The sequence below is a fragment of the Citrobacter sp. RHB20-C16 genome, assembly GCF_013890155.1.
In the GTDB taxonomy this organism is placed as follows: domain Bacteria; phylum Pseudomonadota; class Gammaproteobacteria; order Enterobacterales; family Enterobacteriaceae; genus Citrobacter_A; species Citrobacter_A amalonaticus.
The window spans coordinates 1757031-1783616 of sequence record NZ_CP057630.1; the positions used below are offsets into that span (position 1 = coordinate 1757031).

The window sequence follows — 26586 nt, forward strand, 5'->3', positions numbered from 1 at the left end:
ATTGATAAGGTAAACATTCCCATGACACTTTCTCGCCCTCGTTCTGCTCCCGCGCCGTTTTATGAGACGGTTAAACGCGAGATTAGCGAAAAGATCGCCAGCGGCGTCTGGCAGCCGCACGATCGTATTCCGTCGGAAGCGGAGCTGGTGGCGCAGTACGGCTTCAGCCGGATGACCATCAACCGGGCGCTGCGTGAACTGACTGACGAAGGGATGCTGGTGCGCCTGCAGGGGGTGGGAACCTTTGTCGCGGAGCCGAAAGGCCAGTCCGCGCTGTTTGAAATTCGCAGTATTGCCGACGAAATTGCCGCACGGGCGCATCGACATCATTGCGAGGTGCTGATTCTGGAAAAGAAACCGGCCAATGCGCGGCAGGCAGCGGCGCTGAAGGTGACGGAAGGTACGGCGATTTTTCATTCTGTGATGGTACATTTTGAAAACGACCAGCCGGTACAGATTGAAGATCGCTGTGTGAATGCCGACATTGTGCCGGAGTATCTGGCGCAGGATTACAGCCAGACCACGCCGCATGCATATTTGTCGCTAATTGCCCCGTTGACGGAAGGGGAGCACATTGTTGAAGCGGTGCGCGCCACGACGCAAGAGTGCGCGTTACTCGACATCGGCGAGACCGATCCTTGCCTGCTCATTCGTCGTACCACCTGGTCCGCCTCGCAGATCGTTTCTCACGCGCGGTTACTCTTTCCGGGCTCTCGTTACCGCTTGCAGGGCCACTTCTCCTCCTGACGCACGCGGACAGAAAGCGTGATTGCTGACGCAATATAACAAAAATGTATCTTATTTGTTAAATTGCGCCTTGTTATGTCTTGTATAGACAAGTATATATTTACCTCACACCCGATCATTCCCTTTGCCGGATAAACCTTTTCCGGCATGTCCGTGAGGAGTCGTTGTTATGTCTCATAGCAAGTTTCGTCAGCAAGATATCCGCGCCCCGCGAGGGACAACGCTGACGGCCAAATCCTGGCTGACCGAAGCGCCATTGCGCATGTTAATGAACAACCTGGACCCCGACGTCGCCGAGAACCCACATGAGCTGGTGGTGTATGGCGGTATAGGCCGCGCGGCCCGTAACTGGGAATGCTATGACGCGATTGTCAACGCCCTGACCCAACTGGAAGAGGACGAAACGCTGCTGGTCCAGTCTGGTAAACCGGTTGGTGTGTTCAGAACTCACCAGAACGCTCCGCGCGTGCTGATTGCCAACTCCAACCTCGTGCCTCACTGGGCGACCTGGGAGCATTTCAATGAACTGGATGCGAAAGGGTTGGCGATGTACGGACAGATGACGGCCGGAAGCTGGATCTATATCGGCAGTCAGGGAATTGTGCAGGGCACTTATGAAACGTTTGTTGAAGCGGGACGGCAGCACTACGACGGCGACCTGCGCGGGCGGTGGGTGTTAACCGCCGGGCTCGGCGGCATGGGCGGCGCGCAGCCACTGGCGGCGACGCTGGCAGGCGCCTGTTCCCTGAACATTGAATGTCAGCAGAGTCGTATCGATTTTCGTCTGCGCACTCGTTATGTCGATGAACAGGCGACGTCTCTTGATGATGCGCTGGCGCGTATCGAAAAATACACCCGCGAAGGTCAAGCCGTATCGATTGCCCTGTGCGCCAATGCGGCGGATGTGGTGCCCGAACTGGTGAAGCGCGGTGTGCGTCCGGACATGGTTACCGACCAGACCAGCGCTCATGACCCGCTGCACGGTTATCTGCCTTCCGGCTGGGACTGGGAAACCTATCAGCAAAAAGCGCTCGCCGATCCACAGGGTACGGTAGAGGCAGCGAAGCGCTCGATGGCAAAACACGTGGAGGCGATGCTGGCGTTCAACGACATGGGCGTACCGACGTTCGATTACGGCAACAACATTCGTCAGATGGCTAAAGAGATGGGCGTGGAAAACGCCTTTGCCTTTCCTGGCTTCGTACCGGCCTATATTCGCCCGCTGTTCTGCCGCGGCATTGGGCCGTTTCGCTGGGTGGCGCTTTCCGGCGATCCGCAGGATATTTATAAAACCGACGCCAAAGTGAAAGCGATCGTGGCGGATGACGAACATCTCCACCGCTGGCTGGACATGGCGCGGGAGCGCATTAATTTTCAGGGGCTGCCAGCGCGTATCTGCTGGGTGGGGCTCGAATGGCGGCAAAAACTGGGTCTGGCATTCAACGAAATGGTGCGCAAGGGGGAAGTGTCTGCGCCAATTGTGATCGGTCGCGACCACCTGGATTCTGGCTCTGTCGCCAGCCCCAACCGCGAGACCGAAGCGATGCGCGACGGTTCTGACGCCGTCTCCGACTGGCCGCTGCTCAATGCGCTACTCAACACGGCCAGCGGGGCGACCTGGGTATCGCTGCATCACGGCGGCGGTGTGGGAATGGGCTTCTCACAGCATGCCGGGATGGTCATTGTCTGTGACGGTAGCGATGAAGCCGCCGAGCGCATTGCCCGGGTTTTGCATAACGATCCGGCGACCGGCGTAATGCGTCATGCGGATGCGGGCTACGATATTGCCGTGGCGTGCGCTGTGGAACAAGGGCTGAATCTGCCGATGGTTGCGGCAACGCAGGGGAAACGCTGATATGAATACCATGACTTTAACGCCGGGCCATCTGAGTTTTTCACAACTACGCGAAGTCTGGCAGCAGCCGGTTAAACTGCGCCTCGACGCCAGCGCTATTGACGGCATTAACGCCAGCGTGGCCTGCGTCAACACCATTGTCGCTGAGGGCCGCACGGCCTACGGCATTAACACCGGCTTTGGTCTGCTGGCGCAGACGCGCATCGCCAATGAGGATCTGCAAAACCTGCAACGTTCGCTGGTGCTGTCCCATGCGGCAGGCGTGGGTGATGCCTTAGATGACGCACTGGTGCGCCTGATCATGGTGCTGAAGATAAACAGCCTTGCGCGCGGCTTCTCTGGTATTCGCCTTAGCGTGATAGAAGCGCTGATTGCGCTGGTGAACGCCGAAGTCTGGCCGCACATCCCGGCGAAAGGATCGGTAGGCGCCTCCGGTGATTTAGCGCCACTGGCCCATATGTCGCTCACGCTGCTGGGGGAAGGAAAGGCGCGTTGGCAGGGGGAATGGTTACCGGCGACGGAAGCGTTAAAAAAAGCCGGCCTGGAGCCGATTACGCTGGCGGCGAAAGAAGGGCTGGCGTTACTTAACGGCACACAGGCATCGACGGCGTTTGCGTTACGCGGACTGTTTGAAGCACAAGAGCTGTTCGCGTCGGCTGTCATGTGCGGATCGTTAACCACCGAAGCGGTGTTAGGGTCTCGCCGTCCGTTTGATGCGCGTATTCACGCCGCGCGGGGGCAGCGTGGACAGATCGACGCGGCGGCGCTGTATCGCCACGTATTGACGGAGACCAGCGCGCTGTCTCAGTCGCACCACAATTGCGAAAAGGTGCAGGACCCGTATTCTCTGCGCTGTCAGCCGCAGGTGATGGGCGCATGTCTGACACAGATGCGTCAGGTGATGGACGTACTGCTGGCGGAAGCCAATGCGGTCTCCGATAATCCGCTGGTTTTTGCTGAGCAGGGAGACGTTATCTCAGGCGGTAATTTCCATGCTGAACCGGTGGCGATGGCGGCAGATAATCTGGCGCTGGCGATTGCTGAAATTGGCGCGTTGTCCGAACGCCGTATTGCGCTGATGATGGATAAGCATATGTCGCAGTTGCCGCCTTTCCTCGTCAAAAACGGGGGCGTGAACTCCGGCTTTATGATTGCCCAGGTGACGGCGGCGGCGCTTGCCAGCGAGAACAAAGCGCTGGCGCATCCGCACAGCGTGGACAGCCTGCCAACGTCGGCGAATCAGGAAGATCATGTCTCGATGGCACCGGCGGCAGGGCGCAGGTTGTGGGAAATGGCGGCGAATACTCGCGGCGTGCTGGCCGTCGAATGGCTGGCCGCGTGTCAGGGGATCGATTTGCGTGAAGGATTAACGTCAAGCCCGCTGCTGGAGCAGGCGCGAACGGTATTACGTGAGCAGGTTGCGCATTACACCCAGGACCGCTTCTTCGCCCCGGATATTGAGCGTGCGACAGAATTGCTTGCACAGGGGGCGTTGCTGCAGCTCGTGCCGGAATTTCTTTGAACCGCGCCGGATGGCGCTAACGCTTATCCGGCCTGTGAATCCCTCCCGTAGGCCGGATAAGACGCGTGAGCGTCGTCATCCGGCACAACAGCGATCAACTGAACATCGCGGTAATTGAGGCGCTGGCAAGCGAGTGGAAATGGACGTTAAATCCGACCATCGCCCCGCTGGCACCTTCATCGACGTCAATCCTGTCCACATCCAGCGCGTGAACGGTAAAGATATAGCGGTGGGTTTCGCCTTTTGGCGGCGCCGCGCCGCCATAGCCCGCTTTACCGAAATCGGTTCGTGTCTGGATAACGCCGTCTGGCACGGCGACCAGCCCGGAGCCATAGCCCTGGGTAAGAACACGGGTATCGGCCGGTAAATTAGCCACCACCCAGTGCCACCAGCCAGAGCCGGTCGGTGCATCGGGGTCGAAACAGGTCACCACGAAACTCTTCGTTCCGGCAGGCACTTCATCCCAGGCCAGATGCGGGGAAATATTATCCCCTTCATAACCCATACCGTTGAAGACATGGCGCAGGGGGAGTTTTTCCCCGTCGCGAAAATCGTTGCTGATTACTTTCATGCACTCTCCTTAATTCTCGCCAAAAAGTGTAGCCAGAAACCGCACAGCTTACCGCCAGTTACCCGTTAAAAAATGTTTCGTCGCGCACAGCGTCGTTCACGGACTGCGTCAGGCGGCGCAGTTGCTCTGGCTGGATGAGATACGGCGGCATCAGGTAGATGAGTTTGCCAAACGGGCGGATCCACACACCCTGTTGCACAAAGAATTTCTGCAGGGCCGCCATATTAACCTGATGCGTTGTCTCCACCACGCCAATCGCCCCCAGCACGCGGACATCAGCCACCCATGGCGATGTCTGCGCCGGGGCGAGTTCCTGGCGTAGCTGGGCTTCAATGGACGAGACCTGCGCCTGCCAGTCGCCGGATTCGAGTAGTGACAGGCTGGCGGTCGCCACCGCGCAAGCCAGCGGATTGCCCATAAACGTCGGACCATGCATAAAACAGCCCGCCTCGCCGTTGCTGATGGTTTCCGCCACCTGGCGGGTGGTCAGGGTGGCGGAAAGGGTCATCGTTCCGCCGGTCAGCGCTTTTCCCAGACACAGAATGTCGGGCGCGATCCCGGCGTGTTCGCAGGCAAACAGTTTGCCCGTGCGGCCAAATCCGGTGGCGATTTCATCCGCAATCAGCAGAATGCCTTCACGGTCGCACATTTTGCGGATACGGCGCAGCCACTCCGGATGGTACATCCGCATTCCGCCCGCGCCCTGAACAATCGGCTCGAGAATCACTGCCGCAATGTCATGACGATGTGCGGCCATCAGGCGCGCGAAGGCCACCATATCGCGCTCATCCCACTCGCCGTCCATTCGACTTTGTGGCGCAGGGGCAAACAGGTTTTCCGGCAGATAGCCCTTCCACAGGCTGTGCATGGAGTTATCTGGATCGCAGACCGACATCGCGCCGAAGGTATCGCCGTGATAGCCGTTACGGAACGTCAGGAAGCGCTGACGGGATTCCCCTTTGGCCTGCCAGTATTGCAGCGCCATTTTCATCGCCACTTCCACCGCGACGGAACCGGAATCGGCGAGGAACACGCATTCCAGCGACGCGGGCGTCATGGCGACCAGTTTACGGCACAGGTTGACGGCGGGGGCATGCGTGATCCCGCCAAACATCACATGCGACATGGCGTCTATCTGCGTTTTCATCGCCGCATTGAGCTGCGGATGGTTGTAGCCGTGAATCGCGGCCCACCACGACGACATGCCATCAATCAGGCGTTCACCGCTGGATAAAATCAGTTCGCAGCCCTCGGCCCGTTCAACAGGATAGACCGGTAGCGGGGAGGTCATAGAGGTGTAGGGGTGCCAGATGTGGCGCTGATCAAACGTGAGATCGTCCGTTGTCATAATCGACTTGTAAACCAAATTAAAAAGATTTAGGTTTACAAGTCTACACCCTTATCACCACAAAACGTATAAAATTATGACCACTCATTCTCGCTGGACGCTGTCGCAAGTCACCGAATTATTTGAAAAACCACTGCTGGATCTGCTGTTCGAGGCGCAGCAAATCCACCGTCAGCATTTCGATCCTCGTCAGGTGCAGGTCAGCACGCTGTTGTCGATCAAAACCGGCGCCTGCCCGGAAGACTGCAAATATTGTCCGCAAAGTTCGCGCTATAAAACCGGCCTTGAAGCTGAGCGGCTAATGGAAGTTGAGCAGGTGCTGGAGTCGGCGCGCCAGGCGAAGAACGCCGGTTCCACTCGTTTCTGCATGGGTGCGGCGTGGAAGAACCCGCACGAGCGCGACATGCCATATTTGCAGCAGATGGTTCAGGGGGTGAAAGCGCTGGGACTGGAAGCCTGCATGACGCTTGGCACACTTGATGAATCACAGGCGCAACGGCTGGCGGAGGCGGGGCTGGACTATTACAACCACAACCTCGACACCTCGCCGGAATTTTACGGCAACATCATCACCACCCGTTCCTACCAGGAGCGACTCGACACGCTGGACAAAGTACGCGAGGCCGGGATCAAGGTCTGTTCCGGCGGCATCGTCGGCCTGGGCGAAACGGTGACCGATCGCGCTGGGTTGCTCCTGCAACTGGCAAACCTGCCGACCCCGCCGGAAAGTGTGCCGATCAACATGCTGGTGAAGGTGAAAGGTACGCCGCTGGCAGATAACGATGACGTCGACGCATTTGATTTTATTCGCACCATTGCCGTGGCGCGCATCATGATGCCGACCTCGTATGTGCGCCTGTCTGCCGGTCGCGAGCAGATGAATGAACAAACGCAGGCCATGTGCTTTATGGCTGGCGCCAACTCTATTTTCTACGGCTGCAAACTGCTCACCACGCCAAACCCGGCAGAGGACAAAGATCTTCAGCTTTTCCATAAGCTGGGGCTGAATCCGCAGCAAACGGCGGTGCTCGCCGGGGATAACGAGCAGCGTGCGCGTCTGGAGCAGGCGCTGCTGACACCGGATACTGACGATTACTACAACGCGGCTGCCGTATGACCTGGCAACACAAAATCGACGATGCGCTGGCGGCGCGTCGTTCGGCGGATACGTTGCGCCGACGTTATGTGGTAGCACAGGGAGCCGGTCGCTGGCTGGAGACGAATGACCAGCGCTATCTCAATTTTTCCAGCAATGATTATCTGGGGTTGAGTCATCATCCGCATATCCTTCGTGCCTGGCAGCAGGGGGCGGAGCGGTTTGGCGTCGGCAGCGGCGGCTCGGGCCACGTCAGCGGTTATTCCATTGCCCATCAGCAACTGGAAGAGGAACTGGCCGACTGGCTGGGCTATCCGCGCGCGTTACTGTTTATTTCCGGTTTCGCCGCAAACCAGGCGGTGATTACCGCGCTGATGGAAAAGGATGACCGGATTGTCGCTGACCGTCTCAGCCATGCTTCGCTGCTGGAAGCGGCCAGTCTTTGCCCGGCGCAGCTTCGCCGTTTTACCCATAACGACGCCTCGCATCTCACGCGCCTGCTTGACGCCCCCTGTTCCGGGCGTCAACTGGTGGTGACCGAAGGCGTGTTCAGCATGGATGGCGACAATGCGCCGCTTGTGGACATTCAGCAGGCCGTACAGGCGCGTAATGCCTGGTTGCTGGTGGATGATGCCCACGGCATTGGCGTCAGTGGAGAAGCGGGTCGCGGGAGCTGCTGGCAGCAGCGGGTAAAACCGGAGTTATTGGTCGTAACATTCGGCAAAGGCTTTGGCGTCAGCGGTGCGGCGATTCTGTGCTCTGAAAGCGTTGCTGATTATCTGCTGCAGTTCGCCCGTCATCTGATTTACAGCACCAGCATGCCGCCCGCGCAGGCGATGGCGTTACAGGCGTCACTTTCGGTGATTCGCAGCCAGGAAGGTGACGCACGCAGGGAGAAACTGACTGCGCTGATCCAGCGCTTCCGCTCGGCTATCAACCATCCCGATTTCATGCTGGCGCAGTCGCACAGCGCCATCCAGCCGCTGATTGTCGGCGAAAATGCGCGCGCATTGCAGCTGGCGGACACCTTGCGCCGTCAGGGATGTTGGGTCACGGCGATCCGTCCGCCGACCGTGCCCGCCGGGACAGCCCGTCTGCGACTGACCTTAACTCAGGCGCATGAGCCTGAGGATATCGACCGATTGCTGGAGGTGCTGCATGGGGCAGGTAAATAAACAGGCAATCGCGGCGGCGTTTGGTCGTGCGGCAGCGCACTATGAGCAGCATGCCACATTGCAGCGCCTGAGCGCCGACGCGTTGCTGGCGCAACTGCCGGAACGCCCATTTTTACAGGTACTGGATGCCGGCTGCGGGCCGGGGCGTTTGAGTCGCTACTGGCGCGAGCTGGGGAGTCAGGTTACCGCGCTGGATCTCTCTGCCCGCATGCTGGACGAGGCGCGTCGCCAGGACGTGGCGCATCACTATCTCACTGGCGATATTGAGTCACTGCCGTTAGCCAGCGCAACGTTTGACCTGGCCTGGAGCAATCTGGCCGTGCAATGGTGTAACAGTCTGCATCAGGCGCTGAGCGAACTGTATCGGGTCGTGCGCCCCGGTGGCTGCGTGGCTTTCACCACGCTGGCCCAGGATTCGCTACCGGAGCTTCATCAGGCCTGGCGCGCGGTGGATGAGCGGGCGCACGGCAACCGGTTTTTATCCCGCGAGGCGCTGTGTGAAGCGATGCACGGCTGGCAAGGGCATCATCAATCAATCTCCCTGACGCTGGAGTTTGATGACGCCCTGAGCGCTATGCGCTCACTGAAAGGCATCGGCGCGACCCATTTGCACGAGGGGCGCGAGCCGCGCGTCTTAACCCGCTCGCAGTTGCAGCAGCTTCAACTGGCCTGGCCGCAGCGGCAGGGGAAATATCTGCTGACCTACCATCTTTTTGCAGGAGTGATTGCACGTGACTAAACGTTATTTTGTCACCGGTACCGATACGGAAGTTGGTAAAACCGTCGCCAGCTGTGCGCTGCTCCAGGCGGCGCGCAGTCTGGGTTATCGGACGGCCGGGTATAAACCTGTCGCATCAGGTAGTGACATTACGCCAGAGGGACTGCGCAACAGCGACGCCCTGGCGCTTCAGCGCAACAGCAGTCTGGCGCTGGACTACGCGGCGGTGAATCCTTACACCTTCGCGGAACCCACCTCGCCGCATATCATCAGCGCTGATGAGGGAAGGCCAATTCGTGCTGATGTGATGTCAGACGGCCTGCGCGCGCTGGACGCGCAGGCGGAGTGGCTGCTGGTGGAAGGTGCTGGCGGCTGGTTTACCCCGCTTGCGGAGGATTTTACCTTCGCTGATTGGGTGCAGATCGAGCGCCTGCCGGTGGTCCTGGTCGTCGGCGTGAAGCTGGGGTGTATAAACCATGCGATGCTGACCGCGCAGGCGGTACAGCAGGCAGGACTTCCGCTTGTCGGGTGGGTGGCGAATGACGTCACGCCGCCGGGAAAACGCCATCATGAGTATCTGGCGACGCTTAAACGGGTCATCCCTGCGCCATTGTTAGGCGAAATCCCGTGGCTGGCGGCGGGAGCCGAAAAGGCGGCCACAGGACAATATCTGGATCTCGCTTTACTCGCGGGTGAGTAAAAGGCGAAATTGCGAGCAAGATCTCGCCTGCCAGGGACACTTCTTTAGCTGATAAAAATCAAAATTTAGCGATAATTTTTTTTTATGTGCTGCCTGGTGGGTTGGACCGGGAATTTGCCAGGCGGCAGACCATATGGCCTGCAGGCAGTTATCCACCATTCCTGTGGATAACCTTGTGTATTAGAGTTAGAAAACACAAGGCAAGCGAGAGATTACGCGGCTTCCAGCCGAATTGGTGCGAAAGGCGTCTTTATAAAATATCCTTTAATTTACAGCGCGTTAGATAAAATCAATGGCTGTCATATTGTGGTCATTGAATGCAATAAAACTTTCATCACGCATCTTGACAATGTTAACGAAGTCAATGGTCTGGGGATAAACCCGCTTCATAGTGTAATATCTTGCCAGCGGTGAAATTATAGCCATCTCCGATCCGCTTTTATCATGCGTAACACAAATTTTATGAGGCGTTACTGTTTTTTCATCCAGTATATTTTACTGGCAATATTATCGTCTGCGAGTAAAATTACACACCTGCCCGCTCATTCCTTCAGGTAGCTGCTCATGAGTAAACCGTTCAAACTGAATTCCGCATTTAAACCTTCCGGCGATCAGCCTGAGGCGATACGCCGTCTGGAAGAGGGACTGGAGGACGGCCTGGCGCATCAGACGCTACTTGGCGTAACGGGGTCGGGGAAAACGTTCACCATTGCGAATGTGATCGCGGATTTGCAGCGACCGACGATGGTGCTGGCACCCAACAAAACGCTGGCGGCGCAGCTGTATGGTGAAATGAAAGAGTTTTTCCCGGATAACGCCGTCGAGTATTTCGTCTCCTACTACGACTACTATCAGCCGGAAGCGTATGTTCCCAGCTCAGACACCTTCATCGAAAAAGATGCCTCGGTGAATGAACACATCGAGCAGATGCGTCTGTCGGCCACCAAAGCGTTGCTGGAGCGTCGTGACGTGATCGTCGTGGCCTCCGTTTCTGCCATCTATGGTCTGGGCGATCCCGATTTATATCTGAAGATGATGCTGCACCTGACGGTGGGCATGATTATCGATCAGCGCGCCATTCTGCGGCGACTGGCTGAACTGCAATATACCCGTAACGATCAGGCGTTCCAGCGCGGGACTTTCCGCGTGCGCGGTGAGGTGATTGACATCTTCCCGGCGGAGTCTGACGACATCGCGCTGCGTGTGGAGCTGTTTGATGAAGAGGTGGAGCGTCTGTCGCTGTTTGACCCGCTGACCGGGCAGGTGGAATCCACTATTTCGCGCTACACCATCTACCCCAAAACGCACTACGTGACCCCCCGTGAGCGCATTGTGCAGGCGATGGAAGAGATCAAAGTCGAACTGGCTGAACGTCGCAAAATCCTGCTCGCCAACGACAAACTGCTGGAAGAGCAACGCCTGAGTCAGCGTACCCAGTTTGATCTGGAGATGATGAACGAGCTGGGTTACTGCTCGGGGATCGAAAACTACTCGCGCTTTCTGTCAGGACGCGGGCCGGGTGAGCCGCCGCCGACCCTGTTTGACTATCTGCCCGCTGACGGTTTGCTGGTGGTGGATGAATCCCACGTCACCATCCCGCAGATTGGCGGGATGTATCGTGGCGATCGGGCGCGTAAAGAGACGCTGGTGGAGTACGGTTTCCGTTTGCCATCGGCGCTGGATAACCGTCCGTTAAAGTTCGAAGAGTTTGAAGCGCTGGCTCCGCAGACCATATATGTGTCTGCGACGCCGGGCAATTACGAGCTGGAGAAATCGGGCGGAGAAGTGGTTGATCAAGTGGTGCGTCCGACAGGGTTGCTGGATCCGGTCATTGAAGTGCGACCGGTGGCAACGCAGGTGGACGATCTGCTCTCTGAAATCCGCAAGCGCGCAGAGATCAACGAGCGCGTGCTGGTTACCACGCTCACCAAGCGTATGGCGGAAGATCTCACCGAGTATCTGGAAGAACACGGTGAGCGGGTGCGTTACCTGCACTCGGACATCGATACCGTTGAGCGTATGGAGATCATTCGTGACCTGCGTCTGGGCGAGTTTGATGTGCTGGTGGGGATCAACCTGTTGCGCGAAGGTCTCGACATGCCTGAGGTGTCGCTGGTGGCGATTCTCGACGCCGACAAGGAAGGGTTCCTGCGTTCCGAACGTTCGCTGATACAGACCATCGGTCGTGCGGCGCGTAACATCAACGGGAAGGCGATTCTTTACGGTGACAAAATTACGGCCTCAATGGCGAAGGCGATTGGCGAAACCGAGCGTCGTCGCGAGAAACAGCAGCAGTACAATGAAGAACACGGCATTACTCCGCAGGGCCTGAATAAAAAAGTGGTCGATATTCTGGCGCTGGGGCAGAACATTGCGAAAACCAAAGCGAAGGGCCGAGGCAAATCGCGTTCCGCAGTGCAATCGGATGTGGTGGAACTGGACATGACGCCAAAAGCGCTGCAACAGAAGATTCACGAGCTCGAAGGGCAGATGATGCAGCATGCGCAGAACCTGGAATTCGAAGAGGCCGCGCAGATCCGCGATCAACTGCATCAGCTGCGTGAACTGTTTATCGCTGCGTCGTGAGAGATTGCCGGATGGCGGTGTAACCACCTTATCCGGCCTGTTCGCTGGTAGTTTGCAGAGTAGATAAGTTGGCCTGATGAGCGTAGCGCCATCAGGCAATAAACCCTTTACCGTAGCGCCTGTACGGCTTTCTCCAGCGCGCTGTGCAATAACTGGCGGTCATGGCGATAGGGAATATCGCTGGCCTCCAGCACTTCCTGAATCACCACCCGGTCGCTGACCGCAGAGACATCCACCTTCGGCCCCACGATAACCGCATCAACGACTCTCTTGCCGACATACTGCTCCATAATGGTTAGCTTATCGATAAGCGTCAGGCTTGCGGCGGGGATGCTCAATTCCCGGCCCAGATTGCCGATGTAGACTATCGGCGCCTGCGTACGGCGCAGCGCCTGTGCGAGATCCTCCAGCAGCAGGATTGGCATCAGGCTGGTGTAAAAACTGCCCGGACCGATAATAATCAGGTCGGCATCGTTAATCGCCTGCACCGCTTCCCGGGTGGTGGGGACCTTCGGTGACAGCATCAGTTCCTGCAAGGGCGAGGTGAGCTGATCAATATTCACTTCGCCGTACACTTCATGCCCCTGATCGTCGATCGCCATCAGGTCAACTGGCAGCTCTGACATGGGGATTAAATGTGCGTCCACTTTCAGCAGATTACGAATTAAGTTGATGGCTTCCAGAGGCCGCACGCTCAGGTGGTCGAGCGCCTTTAACATCAGATTTCCGAGGTTATGGCCTGAAAGTTCGCCATTACCGCCAAAACGGTATTCAAACATCGCGGAAGCGACGCTCGGTTCGGTAATCAACTGATTGAGACAGTTGCGCATATCGCCCCAGGCGATTCCCCCTTCCGAGCGGCGAATACGCCCCGTCGAACCGCCGTTATCGGTGGTGGTCACGATACCGGTGAGGCGTGAACCCAGGGAGGAGAGGGAAGAGAGAACGCGTCCTAATCCATGCCCTCCGCCGAGAGCGACGACACGATCCAGGTCAGCCAGCGTACGATTGCGCATAAAAGTTCCTGAAGTCAGATTTACCGCGCTACAGTAGCGCAAACAGGGGCTTTTCAGCAATTCGCTAACGGCAAGTTGAGAAAATAAATTCTGCCGCACTACTCCTTTAGGGGGGCGAATGCCTGACAGCGAAATGATGTACATCAATGCAAAAGTGCTATTTTTGCTTATTCTGTAACGAAATGGCACGATCATGGCGCTATATATATGATTATACATCGTTAAGTGTAAATAGCATTATGTTCGTTTACACGCTAGTATCGCCATAACCACAGTTAACACTCTAGCCTCTGCACCTGGGTCAAATGATACGGTGCTTTGGCCGTGACAACGCAAACGCATTGCCACCAGGGCGCAGGAAGAAATGACTTCGCCTCCCGTATTTGGAAAGGTGTACATGGCCACACAACTGACCGATGCTTTCGCGCGCAAGTTTTACTATTTGCGTCTGTCGATTACCGATGTGTGTAACTTTCGTTGCACATACTGCCTGCCGGATGGCTACAAGCCCGGCGGCGTCACCAATAAAGGTTTTCTCTCCGTCGATGAAATTCGTCGGGTGACTCGCGCCTTTGTCAATCTGGGCACCGAAAAAGTGCGCCTGACCGGTGGCGAACCTTCTCTGCGTCGTGATTTTACCGACATCATTGCCGCCGTGCGTGAAAACGAGGCGATTCGTCAACTGGCGGTGACCACCAACGGCTACCGTCTGGCGCGTGATGCCGCCCACTGGCGCGATGCGGGTTTGACCGGCATTAACGTCAGCGTTGATAGCCTTGATGCGCGTCAGTTCCACGCGATTACCGGGCAGGATAAATTCCAGCAGGTGATGGCGGGCATCGACGCCGCGTTTGATGCCGGTTTTGCAAAAGTTAAAGTCAACACCGTGCTAATGCGCGATGTGAATCATCATCAGCTCGATACTTTTCTTGGCTGGATCCAGACGCGCCCCATTCAACTGCGTTTCATCGAACTGATGGAGACGGGTGAGGGCAGCGAACTGTTCCGTAAACACCACATCTCCGGTCAGGTGTTGCGTGACGAACTGTTGCGTCGCGGCTGGATCCACCAGCTACGCCAGCGCAGTGACGGCCCGGCGCAGGTGTTCTGTCACCCCGATTATGAGGGTGAAATCGGCCTCATCATGCCGTACGAAAAAGATTTCTGTGCCACCTGCAACCGTCTGCGCGTCTCCTCCGTGGGTAAACTTCATCTCTGCCTGTTCGGCGAGGGTGGCGTCAGCCTGCGTGATTTGCTGGAAGACGATGGGCAACAAGACGCGCTCGAAGCGCGTATCTCGCTTGCGTTGCGTGAGAAAAAGCAGACCCATTTCCTGCACCAGAACAACACCGGTATTACCCAGAACCTCTCATACATCGGCGGTTAACGCCGCTTGAACAAGGAGTATTCCATGAGTCAGGTAAGCGCTGAATTTATCCCGACCCGCATTGCTATTCTGACAGTATCGAATCGCCGTGGCGAAGAGGACGATACCTCTGGTCATTTTCTGCGGGATTCCGCGCAGGAAGCGGGACATCAGGTTATCGATAAAGCAATTGTCAAAGAGAACCGTTACGCCATTCGCGCGCAGGTGTCAGCATGGATTGCCAGTGATGAGGTGCAGGTGGTGTTGATCACCGGCGGCACGGGCCTGACTGAAGGCGACCAGGCACCGGAAGCGCTGCTGCCGCTATTTGATCGCGAAGTGGAAGGCTTTGGTGAAGTGTTTCGTATGCTGTCATTTGAAGAGATCGGCACGGCCACGCTGCAGTCGCGCGCAGTGGCGGGCGTGGCCAACAAAACGCTAATTTTTGCGATGCCGGGTTCCACCAAAGCCTGCCGCACGGCGTGGGACAATATCATCGCGCCGCAGCTTGATGCCCGTACGCGTCCTTGTAATTTTCACCCACATTTGAAGAATTAATAAGTATGTCGCAACTGACTCACATAAACGCCGCCGGTGAAGCGCACATGGTGGATGTCTCCACAAAAGCGGAGACCGTGCGCGAAGCGCGCGCCGAAGCCTTTGTCACCATGCGCAGCGAAACACTGGCCATGATTATCGACGGCAGCCACCATAAGGGCGATGTGTTCGCCACCGCGCGTATCGCCGGGATTCAGGCAGCAAAGCGCACCTGGGAGCTCATCCCGCTGTGCCATCCGTTGCTATTGAGCAAAGTGGAAGTCCAGCTCCAGGCACAGCCGGAACACAACCGTGTCCGTGTTGAATCGTTGTGTCGTCTTACCGGCAAAACCGGGGTGGAAATGGAAGCGCTGACGGCGGCGTCCGTCGCCGCGTTGACCATTTACGACATGTGCAAAGCGGTGCAAAAAGACATGGTGATTGGCCCGGTGCGCCTGCTGGCGAAAAGCGGCGGCAAGTCTGGCGATTTTAAGGCGGATTCGAATGATTAAGGTTTTGTTCTTTGCTCAGGTTCGCGAACTGGTTGGTACGGATACGCTGGACGTCGCGGCAGATTTCCCAACGGTGGAAGCGCTGCGTCAGCATCTGGCGACTAACAGCAACCGTTGGGCGCTGGCGCTGGAAGACGGCAAGCTGCTGGCGGCGGTAAACCAGACGCTGGTGAGCTTTGATCATCCGCTGACGGCGGGTGATGAAGTGGCTTTCTTTCCCCCGGTGACGGGAGGCTGAGATGGCTGAAACGAAAATTGTGGTCGGGCCTGCGCCGTTCAGCGTGGGGGACGAGTATCCCTGGCTGGCGGCACGCGACGAAGACGGTGCGGTGGTGACCTTTACTGGTAAAGTGCGCAACCATAATCTCGGCGACAGCGTGAAGGCGCTTACGCTGGAGCACTATCCGGGGATGACGGAAAAAGCGCTGGCGGAGATTGTCGATGAGGCGCGGGTGCGCTGGCCGCTGGGACGCATCACGGTGATTCACCGGATTGGCGAACTGTGGCCGGGCGATGAAATCGTCTTTGTTGGCGTCACCAGTTCGCACCGTAGCAGTGCGTTTGAGGCCGGTCAGTTCATTATGGACTATCTAAAGACGCGTGCGCCGTTCTGGAAGCGTGAAGCCACGCCGGAAGGCGAGCGCTGGGTGGAAGCCCGTGACAGCGATCGGCAGGCGGCTAAACGCTGGTAGCACGAAATTGTGATACGCTTATCCAGAGTGGTCACTTTCAATCAGGAGATTATCATGGACCGATTTCCACGATCCGAATCAATCGTGCAGGCGCGTTCCGGCCTGCAAACTTATATGGCGCAGGTATACGGCTGGATGACGGTCGGGTTGCTGCTTACCGCGTTTATTGCGTGGTATGCGGCGAATACGCCAGCCGTCATGATGTTCGTTTTTTCCAGCAAAATTACGTTCTTCGGTTTAATCATCGCCCAACTGGCGCTGGTCTTTGTGCTGTCTGGGTTGGTGCATAAACTCAGTGCAGGTATGGCGACGACGCTGTTTATGCTCTATTCGGCGCTAACCGGGCTCACACTTTCCAGTATTTTTATCGTCTACACTTACTCCTCCATCGCCAGCACCTTCGTGGTGACCGGCGGGATGTTTGGAGTGATGAGCCTGTGGGGATACACCACGAAGCGCGATCTGAGCGGCTGGGGCAACATGCTGTTTATGGCGCTGATTGGCATCATCCTGGCCTCACTGGTGAACTTCTGGCTGAAAAGCGAGGCGCTGATGTGGGCGGTGACCTATATTGGCGTGGTGGTGTTTGTTGGGCTGACCGCCTATGACACCCAGAAGCTGAAGAACATTGGCGAGCAAATCGATGTGCGCGACAGTTCTAACCTGCGTAAATATTCGATTCTCGGTGCGCTGACGCTGTATCTGGACTTTATCAACCTGTTCCTGATGCTGCTGCGTATTTTAGGCAATCGCCGTTGAGTTCGTTGTGCCGGATGGCGGCTACGCCTTATCCGGCCTACGAAATGATGCCGAGGGCGGTGACGAGGTATTACTTCGCCATCGCCTTCTCGTTCTTCGCCCGCAGCTTCTTCGCCCGACTCTCCAGCACCAGATAGCAGATCAGCGCCAGCAATAAGGGAATAAAGTAATACAGCACGCGGTAGGCGAGCAGGGCGGCAATAATCGCGCCTTGCGACGTGTCTTCCCCCGCCAGCAGCGCGATAAACACCGCTTCCAGAACGCCAATTCCCGCCGGAATGTGGACAATCACTCCCGCGATACTGCTGACCAGCAGCACGCCCAGCACGAAGAAATAATTCACCTCCTGGCCCAGCAGCAACCAGATAATCGCCCCCATCACCATCCAGTTGGCGCTGGAGATAGCCATCTGGGCCAGCGCAAATTTCCACGACGGTAGCACCAGTTTCTGCCCTTTGATCGTCATATGACGGTGTTTTGCGAAAGCGCAGAACCACAGATAAATAGCGATGATTAACAGCAGCACCACGCCGAGAATACGCAGCGTGCCCTCGTCGATATACCAGTGGGCAGGCAGTTGCACCACGCCAAAGGTGAAGATGATCCCGCCAAGCAAAATATAGCCCAGCCAGTTGGTGGTGATGCTAAGAGAGAAGATACGTGTGATGGTGCCACCTGGCAGGCCGAGGCGGGAATAGAGCCGGTAGCGCATACCAATGCCGCCGACCCAGGTACTGAGCGTCAGGTTAAAGGCATAGCAAATAAACGACACCAGAATCACTTGTCGCTTTGCCAGCTTGTGACCGCAATAGGCGCGGCCCAACAGGTCATAGCAGCCATAGAGCAGATAGCTGAGGATCACCAGCCCGACGGCGCTCAGCAACGCAACCCGGTTGTAGTCGCGGATCACCGTCCAGACGTCTTCCCAGTTCACCTTTTTGGCGTAGACCACCAGCAGCACAATCACGGCGATAAAAAACAGCCAGGTGAGGATCTTTTTTGCCAGCCGCCAGCGCGGATGTGATTTTGCCATCAGGGTTTGGCTCCTGTGTTCTGTACTTCTACCCGATCCTGCGTTTCCATCTCGGGCTGGGCTGGCGGATCCACCTGCGCGAGATGGGGAGTATGCGCCGGAAGCCAGCCGACCAGCGCCGGGAAGTGACGTAAGAAGTGGAACGCCAGCACGCTTTTGGTCAGGTTCCACCAGTTGCGTCTCGGCAGCATCGACTCATCGACCTGCTTACAGTCTTCGGCAATGATCGCGTTAAGGTTGTCGCGCAGCGTCTGGTTGAACTGGCGATCGTGCACGATCAGGTTGGCTTCCAGATTAAGCGACAGGCTGAGCGGGTCGAGATTGCTGGAGCCGACCGTCGCCCAGTGGTCATCCATCAGCGCCACTTTGCCATGCAGTGGCTTGCGGCGATATTCGTAAACCTGGACATCGCCTTTCACCAGATAGTTGTACAGCAGACGGGCTCCGACCTTCACAATTGGCATATCCGGCTCCCCCTGCACGATCAGTTTGACGCGCACGCCGCGGCGGGCGGCTTTGCGCATGGCGTGCAGTAACCGGTAACCGGGAAAGAAGTAGGCGTTGGCGATAATCACTTCCCGCCGTGCCTGGGTGAGCATTTTCAGGTAGTGACGTTCGATATCGTCGCGGTGCTCGTCGTTGTCGCGCCAGACGAACAGCGCCTGCGCCTCGCCGGGCTGGCGGTTCTCTTCAGCACGGTGATGACGGCGCCACCAGCGGCGTACTGCACTCTGCCCGGGAAGGTTTTCCACTTCAAACTGCAGTATATCGGCGACGACAGGTCCTTCCACGCGCACCGCGTAGTCCTGCTTGGCTTCCGGGCCATAGTCGGACATATGTTCATCGGAATAGTTGATCCCGCCGATAAACGCCACCCGGTCGTCTATCACCACAATCTTGCGATGCATACGGCGAAAGACGTTGGTGCGCATACCAAAGATCCGGGGACGCGGATCGTAATAACGAAACACCACGCCTGCCGAGGTCAGTTCGCCAACGAATGCATCGCTCAGGTCCGGTGAGCCGTAGCCGTCCAGCAGCACTTCCGCCTTCACGCCGCGTTTTGCTGCGGTCAGCAGAGCCGCATGAAGCTGTTTTCCTACCTCATCTTCAAACCAGATGAAAGTTTCGAGAATAATTCTTTGCTGCGCATCGGCTATTGCCGCAAACACAGCGGGATAATACTGGTCGCCGTTTTCCAGTAACTGGATCTGATTACCTTCACGCCAGCCACATTTCATAGATGGATCTCCGCGCTAAGGGGGGCATGGTCAGAGAGATGCCGCCAGTTGCGCAGCGGTAGCGCTGTCGGCGAACTGGCATTGGCATTTTTCACGTAAATACGATCAAGGCGCAGCAGCGGCAGGCTGACAGGAAAGGTCCGTGCCGGGCGGCCGCGGGCGCGGGTGAAAATTTCCTCCAGGCCCGCGGCTTTTAAGGAATGGTTTGCCTTTTGCCGCCAGTCGTTGAAATCACCGGCCACCACCACCGGTTCACCGTCGGGCAGGGCGTTGACCCAGTCTGTCAGCAGGGTAAGTTGCGCCTGCCGGTGAGCTTCACGCAGGCCGAGGTGAACACTCATCACATGAATCGGTTTCCCGAGTTGCGGCGGAACAATACGGCAATAGAGCACGCCGCGCTTTTCACTGCTGCCGACCGAAACATCACGATTTTCATAATGTTCAATAGGATAGCGTGACAGCACCGCGTTGCCATGATGCCCTTGCGGGTAGACGGCGTTACGCCCGTAAGCGTAGTCACTCCACATCGTGTCGGCGAGAAATTCGTAGTGCGTGGTATCCGGCCAGTTTTCGACGTGCAGCGGATGCACTTCGTGCGCGCCCATCACCTCCTGCAGGCAGACAATGTCGGCGCCAACCGTACGAACGGCATCACGCAGTTCCGGTAAAATGAAGCGCTTGTTAAAGGCGGTAAAGCCTTTATGCGTATTGATGGTGAGCACGGTGAATGAAAAATTTCGTGTCGATTGAGTCATTTTTCTCCTGTTGGCGTCACTCTTCTGATTGAAATAGTGTAGTCGTCGTCACAAAAAGGTGCGGTGTTACGGAATTTTCCGTAAAGTGCGGTACTCTGAGTCATTAGAGAAAAATCCTTCAGGAGAAAAGCCATGAGGTGGCAACAACGAGTTCGTGTCGCAACGGGGTTAAGTTGCTGGCAGATTATGTTGCATTTACTGGTCGTGGCGTTGTTGGTCGTAGGCTGGAAGAGTGGCACGCTGGTGCACGTTGGCCTGGGATTATGCGTAGTGTATGGCGTGACCGTATTACTGATGCTGGCGTTACAGCGTCATCACGAGCAGCGCTGGCGCGAAGTCGCCGACGTGCTGGAAGAACTCACCACCACCTGGTATTTCGGCGCGGCGCTGATTGCGTTGTGGCTGCTGTCCCGGGTTTTACAAAACAACGTCTTGTTGGCGTTAGCGGGACTGGCAATCCTGGCCGGACCCGCTGTGGTTTCGCTGCTGGCGAAAGACAAAAAGTTACATGATTTTGCGTCTAAACATCGCATACGCCGCTGATCCCGTTGTGGTCGCTATCACCAGTAGCGGCCACAAGCTTCCCCAGACAATCTGCAAACTCGCATCTTTCAAATAGATCTGCTTGGTGATATCCGTGAAATGACGGATCGGGTTTATCCATGTCAGATTCTGTAACCAGACCGGCATGTTCTCGACCGGAGAGACGTAGCCCGACAGTAAAATTGCCGGCATCATAAAGACGAATACGCCGATAAACGCCTGCTGCTGCGTGGAGCAGAGTGAGGAGATCAACAGGCCAAATCCCACCAGCGACAGCCCGTAAATCACCATCGTGAAGTAAAACAGCGCCAGCGACCCGGCAAACGGGATCTGATACGCCCAGATACCGATTGCCAGCACGATAGAGGCCTGGCCGGTGGCGACAATCAGTGCAGGAACCGCTTTACCGATAAATATTTGCCAGGTGGTGAGCGGGGAGACCAACAGCTGATCCAGCGTGCCCTGTTCGCGCTCGCGCGCGACAGACAGCGAGGTAACGATCATCACGCCAATGGTGGTGATCATCGCGATCAGTGACGGCACCACAAACCATTTGTAGTCGAGGTTAGGGTTGTACCAGTTGCGCACCACCAGCTCGCTGTTGTTCGGCTTCGGCTTGCCCTCCATCAACTCCTGCTGATAGTTCTTCACGATTTGCTGGAGATAGTTGGCGGCGATCTGCGCGCTGTTCGAGTTACGACCATCAAGTATTAACTGCATGGGCGCAGACTGAAAGGTATCCAGATTGCGCGAGAAATCCGCCGGAAAACGCACCAGCAGCAGCGCTTTTTGCGTATCGATTGTGGGCTGAATTTCCTGCGGGCTTTTCAGTAGCAGGATGTGGGTAAAGGCTTTGGCACGGGCAAAGCGTTGGGTCAGCTCCACCGAATGCTTGCCGTTGTCTTCGTTATAGATGGCGATGGTGGCGTTAGTCACTTCCAGCGTTGCGGCAAAGGGAAACAAAAGCACCTGAATCAGTACCGGCAAAATTAAAATCGCGCGGGTCTGCGGCTCGCGCAGCAGCGACTGCAATTCTTTGCGGATTAACGTCCATAAACGATGAAACATGCGCGTCTCCCTAATCCAGCCGACGTTTGGTTTTCAGCCACGTCAGACCAATAAACATCACCGCTGAGGCGATCAAAAACAGCACGTTGACCACCAGCACCACCGGGATATTACCGGCGAGAAACAGGCTTTGCAGGGTGCTGACGAAGTAGCGCGCCGGAATAATATAGGTCACCGCGCGGATCACCGCAGGCATACTGTCTATTTGAAAAATAAAGCCTGACAGCATAATCGACGGCAAAAAGGCGGCGTTAAGCGCCACCTGGGCGGCATTAAACTGGTTGCGGGTGATGGTGGAGATCAGAAGTCCCATCCCCAGCGTGCTGAACAAAAACAGGCTGGTGATGAAAAACAGCAGCAGAAGCGATCCGCGATACGGGACGCCGAGAATAAACACCGACACCAGCATACACAGCAGCATCGCCAGCATGCCGAGGAAGTAGTAGGGGATGAGCTTGCACAACAGCAGTTCGGCGCGCGTCACTTCCGTGGAGAGCAACGCTTCCATGGTCCCGCGTTCCCATTCGCGCGCCACCACCAGCGAGGTGAGGATCGCGCCGATCACCGTCATGATGATGGTCACTGCGCCCGGGATAATAAAATGCTGGCTGATTGCCGCAGGGTTAAACCAGTAGCGGGTTTGCACCTCAATCAGTGGTTCAAACGTTTCCCCGCGATCTTCCGCTCGCTGCATCTGCCAGATTTGCCAGATCCCTTCCACATAGCCCTGCACGAAGTTGGCGGTATTGGGTTCACTGCCGTCGGTGATTACCTGAATGGGTGCGGTGTCGTTGGCGCGCGCCATCTGCTGGGCGAAATCGACCGGAATGACCACCAGACCGCGAATACGTCCGGCCTGCATCTTTTCAATCAGCGCCTGGCGGTTATCGCTGATGGTGGCGTCGATGTACGGTGAGCCGGTCATCGCATGGGTAAAGTCCAGCGCCTCTTCGCTTTGCTGCTCAAGCAGGATCCCCACCCGCAACTTGCTGGAGTCAAGGTTAATGCCGTAGCCAAAAATAAACAGCAGCAGCAGTGGGATCACCACGGCGATCAGCCAGCTACTGGGATCGCGGACAATCTGCCGCGTCTCTTTGACGCACAGCGCCCGTACGCGACGCCAGGAGAGAAGGCGGTTACGCATTGGCATGCTCCTTATCCCAGTCGTTAATTAGCCGGATAAAAGCCTGCTCCATGGTCGGGTCCGGCGTGTCGTCATCGGCGGCCTGCGCTTTCAGATCGTCCGGCGTACCGCTGGCAATCAGTTTCCCGCGATAGACCAGTCCGATGCGGTCGCAGTATTCCGCTTCGTCCATAAAGTGGGTCGTCACCATCACCGTCACGCCTTTTTCCACCATGCTGTTGATATGCAGCCAGAACTCTCGGCGGGTGAGGGGATCGACACCAGAAGTGGGCTCGTCAAGAAACAGAATGTCCGGTTCATGCATCAGCGAACAGGCCAGCGCCAGACGCTGCTTAAAGCCCAGCGGCAGTTCGTCGGTGGCATGCGAAGCGATGCTCTTCAGACCAAACGCCTCGCTCATGCGGGCGATTTTTTCGTTCTGCGCGCGTCCCCGCAGACCATAAACGCCGGAGAAAAAGCGCAGGTTTTGCTCCACCGTCAGGTTGCCGTAGAGCGAGAACTTTTGCGCCATATAGCCAAGATGCTGGCGAGCTTTGCCGGAGCTGACCTTCAGATCCATGTCCAACACCAATGCTTTCCCGGACGTGGGCACCAGCAGGCCGCACATCATTTTAAAGGTTGTCGATTTTCCCGCGCCGTTGGGGCCCAGCAGGCCAAAAATTTCTCCGCGCTGGACGGCAAAATCAACGTGGTCAGTGGCGGCAAAATCGCCGAATTTTTTGGTCAGCGCTTTCGCTTCAATCACCGTTTCGCCTGGCGTTCCCTCTACGGTATGCAAAATGGCGCCCAGCGGCGATTCAGAGGTCGCGGCACCGCCCAGCAGATCGATAAACGCATCTTCGAAGCGTGGCGCAGTCTCGCTGATGTCGAGTTCCGGCATGCCGTTGCCATGGCGAATGTCGTCCGCTGTGGCCTCTTTTTTCAGGATCAGACGCACCGATTTCCCCTGAATCATGCCGTCGCTAACCTGCGGCAGTTTTAACGCCCGCTGGAGCAGTTTCCGGTTGTTTTCCTGCGGGCTGTGCATCAAAAAACTGCGTCCCGCCATGGTTTGTGTCAGTTGGGTCGGCTCCCCCTGATACAGCAGTTCGCCTTCGTTCATCAGCAGCACGTCCCGACACTGTTCGGCTTCATCCAGATAGGAGGTGCTCCACAGGATCAGCATCCCGTCTCCCGCCAGTTCGTGCACCATCTGCCACAGTTCGCGACGTGAGATGGGGTCAACGCCGACGCCAGGTTCATCCAGCAGCAGCACTTTGGGTTCGCCGACCAATGTACAGGCCAGCCCCAGCTTTTGTTTCATCCCGCCGGACAGTTTTCCCGCCAGACGTCCGGTAAACGGGCCGAGCGAGGTAAATTCCAGCAGACGGGCAAAGGTTTTTTCCCGCACCTCGCCCGTCACGCTGCGTAAATCCGCGTAAAGATTGAGGTTCTCCATTACAGTGAGATCCTCATACAGACCGAATTTCTGCGGCATGTAACCGAGCACAGCATGCAGCGCGCTGTCGTTTTTGATTGGATCAAAGCCAATCACCGTTGCGCTACCGCCATCCGGCTTCAGCAAGCCCGCCAGCATTCGCATCAGCGTGGTTTTCCCGGCGCCATCCGGCCCCACCAGACCGGTTACATACCCGGCGTGAATCGTACAATCGAGTGGGGCGACCGCCGGCTTTTCCAGTCCGGAAAAACGCTTAGTCACCCTGCTCAGCGTGATGACGGCGTCATTCATGTCCAGCCTCGTTGCCGAACTTCACCGTCATCGGCATGCCCTGGCGCAGCGCGTCGTCGGCATCGGTGACCACAATGCGCAGACGGTAAACCAGATCGGTACGCAGGTCCGGTGTCTCTACCGTTTTCGGCGTGAATTCTGCCGTCGGAGAGACAAAGCCGATTTTACCGTGATAAGGCTTGTCGGGACGTCCATCGGTATACAGCAGGATTTCGCGTCCCGGCTGTGCCTGAGAAAGATGACGTTCGTCGACGTAGGCGCGCACCCAGACTGGTCGGGTGAGAGAGAGCGTCAGCACGGTGCCTCCTGCGCTGAGCATGCTGCCAGGTTCGACCGCACGAGTTAGCAGCGTGCCGTTCGAGGGGGCGACAAGCGTGGTGTCATGGAGATCGAGTTCCGCCTGTGCCAACTGCGCCTGTGCCTGTTCAAGGCTGGCTTTCGCCTGGGCGATATCCTGTTCGCGATTACCGGAACGGTACTGACTCAGTTTGTCCTGCGCGGATTTCAACGTGGCCAGCGCCTGGTCGCGGGAAGAACGGGCGTTTTCCAGATCGTTAGCGGAAATAGTGCGGCTTTTCCACAATCCCTGCTGTCGGTTGTAGAAATTCTGTGCGTAATCATAGGCAGCCTGGGCCTGTTTCACCGCTGCCGCCACCTGCGCAATCTCTTCCTGACGATAGCCCGCCAGCATCAAATCGTACTGGGCCTGGGCGACGGAAACGCCTGCTTTTGCCTGCATCAGGGCGTTCTCATAAGGAGCATGATCCAGTTCACCCAGCACCTGTCCCGTTTTAATGGTATCCCCTTCATCCACCGCCAGCGACGCGAGTCGGCCTCCGACGCGAAAGCTGAGGTTAACGGTACGGATGTCCACGTTGCCGTAGAGCGTCAGTCCGTTATCCTGCCGGCTTTGATACCACCATGTGCCACCCGCAATCACGGCGAGCAGTGCCGCAATCACCAGCCCGATAACGACAGGTTTTTTCATCACTCCAGACTCCTTTGCGATAACCCTTGCAGAATAAGATCGATATGGCAGGTCACGGTCTGCGTAATCAGTGCAGTTTTTTCTTCATCAAACTGCGACCAGCCGGTACGTAACAAAATGGTTTCTTTACCAAGACGGAACGCCAGCACTTCGCCGAGCAGCGCGTGGGTATGCAGAATCATGCGCGTATCGCTGGCGTCGCAGCCGGTATACGCGGCGATAAGACGAGTGAGATGACTGTGCAGCGGCTCAATAACCTGCTCGTGCACCCGTTGATAAGCTGCGGTAGGGGAGAGCTGTTCACGCGAGATAAATTTGCTCAGATTGACGGTGTCCTCCTGGGTCAACAGCATGATCATGTTTTTGCAGGCACGCAGAATCAGTTCGCGCATGGCCGTACGGTCGGGATGAGGCTCGGCGAATAAGCGTTCGGCTTCTTCCGCGTGTGGCCGAAACTGCCCGCCAATAAAATCGGCAATCCACTGGGCGCAGGCGAGGTATAAATCCTCTTTTGAGCCAAAATAGTAGGTAATGGCGGCAATATTTTGTCCGGCCTGCGCGGCAATGTCGCGGGTGGTGGCATGCAGGCCATACTCGCCAAACTGTGCCAGTGCGGCGGCAATCAGCTGGCTTTTGGCCTGTTCACCTTTCGTGGTCATGGTGGGTGTATTCATCACGCGACCTAATTCTTAATCAATCGATTGATTAAGATTATGACTGAATATTCTCCTTGTCCAGTCTGGTCGTTTATTTTGTCTTTTCCAGTGACCGGGATAATTTATGCGGTGTGTCACAAAAACTGCTACACTCCGCCCCTTCATGACATTGTGGTTTTTGTCATTCCCAAATTGTATGCATCTCCCTGAAAACGACACCGGGAACGGT

The 26586-nt window shown here is 56.8% G+C and carries 26 protein-coding genes and 1 riboswitch; of the genes, 15 read left to right on the forward strand and 11 right to left on the reverse strand.

The genetic code is table 11. The annotated features are described in order from the left end of the window. Positions 1-21: 21 nt before the first annotated feature. The 3 genes from HVX64_RS08430 to hutH all read left to right on the forward strand — a co-directional run bounded on the left by HVX64_RS08430 (position 22) and on the right by hutH (position 4124). Positions 22-747, forward strand: coding sequence for a histidine utilization repressor (locus HVX64_RS08430; protein ID WP_044256472.1), 726 nt, complete (start codon positions 22-24; stop codon positions 745-747). Between the two features lie 169 nt (positions 748-916). Further along, positions 917-2602: a urocanate hydratase gene (gene hutU / locus HVX64_RS08435; protein WP_044256469.1), complete on the forward strand. Its 1686-nt coding sequence runs from the start codon at positions 917-919 to the stop codon at positions 2600-2602. A 1-nt stretch (position 2603) separates the two neighbouring features. Next, entirely contained in the window at positions 2604-4124 is a 1521-nt protein-coding gene (gene hutH, locus HVX64_RS08440; RefSeq protein WP_044256466.1) for a histidine ammonia-lyase, read from the forward strand. Positions 4125-4218: 94 nt separating this feature from the next. Here the strand turns inward: hutH and HVX64_RS08445 are convergent, their stop codons facing one another. Further along, positions 4219-4695 carry a kinase inhibitor gene (locus HVX64_RS08445; RefSeq protein ID WP_043001310.1) on the reverse strand — a complete coding sequence of 159 codons (477 nt, stop codon included), beginning with the start codon at positions 4693-4695 and terminating at the stop codon, positions 4219-4221. 58 nt (positions 4696-4753) lie between these two features. Continuing rightward, the gene (gene bioA, locus HVX64_RS08450) at positions 4754-6043 is read right to left on the reverse strand and encodes an adenosylmethionine--8-amino-7-oxononanoate transaminase (protein ID WP_043001981.1); all 1290 of its coding nucleotides are present in this window, start codon (positions 6041-6043) and stop codon (positions 4754-4756) included. Positions 6044-6119: 76 nt separating this feature from the next. On the opposite strand from bioA, the gene bioB reads away from it, so the two are divergent. The 5 genes from bioB (at position 6120) to uvrB (ending at position 12318) form a co-directional block, all read left to right on the forward strand. Then, positions 6120-7160: a biotin synthase BioB gene (gene bioB / locus HVX64_RS08455; RefSeq protein ID WP_043001309.1), complete on the forward strand. Its 1041-nt coding sequence runs from the start codon at positions 6120-6122 to the stop codon at positions 7158-7160. Continuing rightward, the gene (bioF, locus tag HVX64_RS08460) at positions 7157-8314 is read left to right on the forward strand and encodes an 8-amino-7-oxononanoate synthase (protein WP_043001308.1); all 1158 of its coding nucleotides are present in this window, start codon (positions 7157-7159) and stop codon (positions 8312-8314) included. Before bioB ends, bioF begins: the two co-directional genes overlap by 4 nt. Beyond that, positions 8298-9053 carry a malonyl-ACP O-methyltransferase BioC gene (gene bioC, locus HVX64_RS08465; RefSeq protein ID WP_043001307.1) on the forward strand — a complete coding sequence of 252 codons (756 nt, stop codon included), beginning with the start codon at positions 8298-8300 and terminating at the stop codon, positions 9051-9053. Before bioF ends, bioC begins: the two co-directional genes overlap by 17 nt. Further along, positions 9046-9732: a dethiobiotin synthase gene (gene bioD, locus HVX64_RS08470; RefSeq protein ID WP_044256462.1), complete on the forward strand. Its 687-nt coding sequence runs from the start codon at positions 9046-9048 to the stop codon at positions 9730-9732. The genes bioC and bioD overlap by 8 nt, the downstream gene beginning before the upstream one ends. A 564-nt stretch (positions 9733-10296) precedes the next feature. Then, positions 10297-12318 carry an excinuclease ABC subunit UvrB gene (gene uvrB, locus HVX64_RS08475; protein WP_043001304.1) on the forward strand — a complete coding sequence of 674 codons (2022 nt, stop codon included), beginning with the start codon at positions 10297-10299 and terminating at the stop codon, positions 12316-12318. Between the two features lie 107 nt (positions 12319-12425). Here the strand turns inward: uvrB and yvcK are convergent, their stop codons facing one another. Then, entirely contained in the window at positions 12426-13334 is a 909-nt protein-coding gene (gene yvcK, locus HVX64_RS08480) for a uridine diphosphate-N-acetylglucosamine-binding protein YvcK (protein WP_044256458.1), read from the reverse strand. Between the two features lie 267 nt (positions 13335-13601). Next, positions 13602-13744, forward strand: a riboswitch (molybdenum cofactor riboswitch). Between yvcK and moaA the strand changes: the two genes are divergently transcribed. The 6 genes from moaA to HVX64_RS08510 all read left to right on the forward strand — a co-directional run bounded on the left by moaA (position 13732) and on the right by HVX64_RS08510 (position 17200). Beyond that, on the forward strand, positions 13732-14721 hold the full coding sequence (gene moaA, locus HVX64_RS08485; RefSeq protein ID WP_044256456.1) for a GTP 3',8-cyclase MoaA: 990 nt from the start codon (positions 13732-13734) through the stop codon (positions 14719-14721). It overlaps the preceding riboswitch by 13 nt. 24 nt (positions 14722-14745) lie before the next feature. Further along, a complete protein-coding gene (moaB, locus tag HVX64_RS08490) occupies positions 14746-15258 on the forward strand; it encodes a molybdenum cofactor biosynthesis protein B (protein WP_044256453.1) in 513 nt (170 codons plus the stop codon). Between the two features lie 5 nt (positions 15259-15263). Further along, positions 15264-15749, forward strand: a complete 486-nt coding sequence (moaC, locus tag HVX64_RS08495) for a cyclic pyranopterin monophosphate synthase MoaC (protein WP_044256450.1) — start codon at positions 15264-15266, stop codon at positions 15747-15749. After that, a complete protein-coding gene (gene moaD / locus HVX64_RS08500) occupies positions 15742-15987 on the forward strand; it encodes a molybdopterin synthase sulfur carrier subunit (protein WP_043001299.1) in 246 nt (81 codons plus the stop codon). The genes moaC and moaD overlap by 8 nt, the downstream gene beginning before the upstream one ends. A gap of 1 nt (position 15988) precedes the next feature. Then, the gene (gene moaE, locus HVX64_RS08505; RefSeq protein WP_044256447.1) at positions 15989-16441 is read left to right on the forward strand and encodes a molybdopterin synthase catalytic subunit MoaE; all 453 of its coding nucleotides are present in this window, start codon (positions 15989-15991) and stop codon (positions 16439-16441) included. A gap of 54 nt (positions 16442-16495) precedes the next feature. Continuing rightward, complete coding sequence (locus HVX64_RS08510) at positions 16496-17200, forward strand: Bax inhibitor-1/YccA family protein (protein WP_043001297.1); 705 nt, start codon at positions 16496-16498, stop codon at positions 17198-17200. Positions 17201-17270: 70 nt separating this feature from the next. Here the strand turns inward: HVX64_RS08510 and HVX64_RS08515 are convergent, their stop codons facing one another. Genes HVX64_RS08515 through HVX64_RS08525 form a run of 3 tightly spaced genes read right to left on the reverse strand, consistent with a single transcriptional unit; the run spans position 17271 to position 20229 of the window. Continuing rightward, entirely contained in the window at positions 17271-18233 is a 963-nt protein-coding gene (locus HVX64_RS08515; RefSeq protein ID WP_044256444.1) for a lysylphosphatidylglycerol synthase domain-containing protein, read from the reverse strand. After that, positions 18233-19474, reverse strand: a complete 1242-nt coding sequence (clsB, locus tag HVX64_RS08520) for a cardiolipin synthase ClsB (RefSeq protein ID WP_181825381.1) — start codon at positions 19472-19474, stop codon at positions 18233-18235. The genes HVX64_RS08515 and clsB overlap by 1 nt, the downstream gene beginning before the upstream one ends. Continuing rightward, the gene (locus HVX64_RS08525; protein ID WP_043001294.1) at positions 19471-20229 is read right to left on the reverse strand and encodes an endonuclease/exonuclease/phosphatase family protein; all 759 of its coding nucleotides are present in this window, start codon (positions 20227-20229) and stop codon (positions 19471-19473) included. Before HVX64_RS08525 ends, clsB begins: the two co-directional genes overlap by 4 nt. Positions 20230-20361: 132 nt before the next feature. Between HVX64_RS08525 and HVX64_RS08530 the strand changes: the two genes are divergently transcribed. After that, complete coding sequence (locus HVX64_RS08530; protein WP_043001293.1) at positions 20362-20772, forward strand: YbhQ family protein; 411 nt, start codon at positions 20362-20364, stop codon at positions 20770-20772. Here the strand turns inward: HVX64_RS08530 and HVX64_RS08535 are convergent. From HVX64_RS08535 to cecR, 5 genes are read right to left on the reverse strand one after another with little or no spacing between them, the layout of a single operon-like run. Beyond that, entirely contained in the window at positions 20734-21840 is a 1107-nt protein-coding gene (locus HVX64_RS08535; RefSeq protein ID WP_044256438.1) for an ABC transporter permease, read from the reverse strand. The genes HVX64_RS08530 and HVX64_RS08535 overlap by 39 nt on opposite strands. Before the next feature lie 10 nt (positions 21841-21850). Continuing rightward, a complete protein-coding gene (locus tag HVX64_RS08540) occupies positions 21851-22984 on the reverse strand; it encodes an ABC transporter permease (protein ID WP_044256436.1) in 1134 nt (377 codons plus the stop codon). Beyond that, positions 22977-24713 carry an ATP-binding cassette domain-containing protein gene (locus HVX64_RS08545; protein ID WP_044256434.1) on the reverse strand — a complete coding sequence of 579 codons (1737 nt, stop codon included), beginning with the start codon at positions 24711-24713 and terminating at the stop codon, positions 22977-22979. The genes HVX64_RS08540 and HVX64_RS08545 overlap by 8 nt, the downstream gene beginning before the upstream one ends. Then, on the reverse strand, positions 24706-25701 hold the full coding sequence (hlyD, locus tag HVX64_RS08550; protein WP_044256432.1) for a secretion protein HlyD: 996 nt from the start codon (positions 25699-25701) through the stop codon (positions 24706-24708). The genes HVX64_RS08545 and hlyD overlap by 8 nt, the downstream gene beginning before the upstream one ends. Then, positions 25701-26375: a transcriptional regulator CecR gene (gene cecR, locus HVX64_RS08555; protein ID WP_044256429.1), complete on the reverse strand. Its 675-nt coding sequence runs from the start codon at positions 26373-26375 to the stop codon at positions 25701-25703. The genes hlyD and cecR overlap by 1 nt, the downstream gene beginning before the upstream one ends. Positions 26376-26586: the final 211 nt, after the last annotated feature.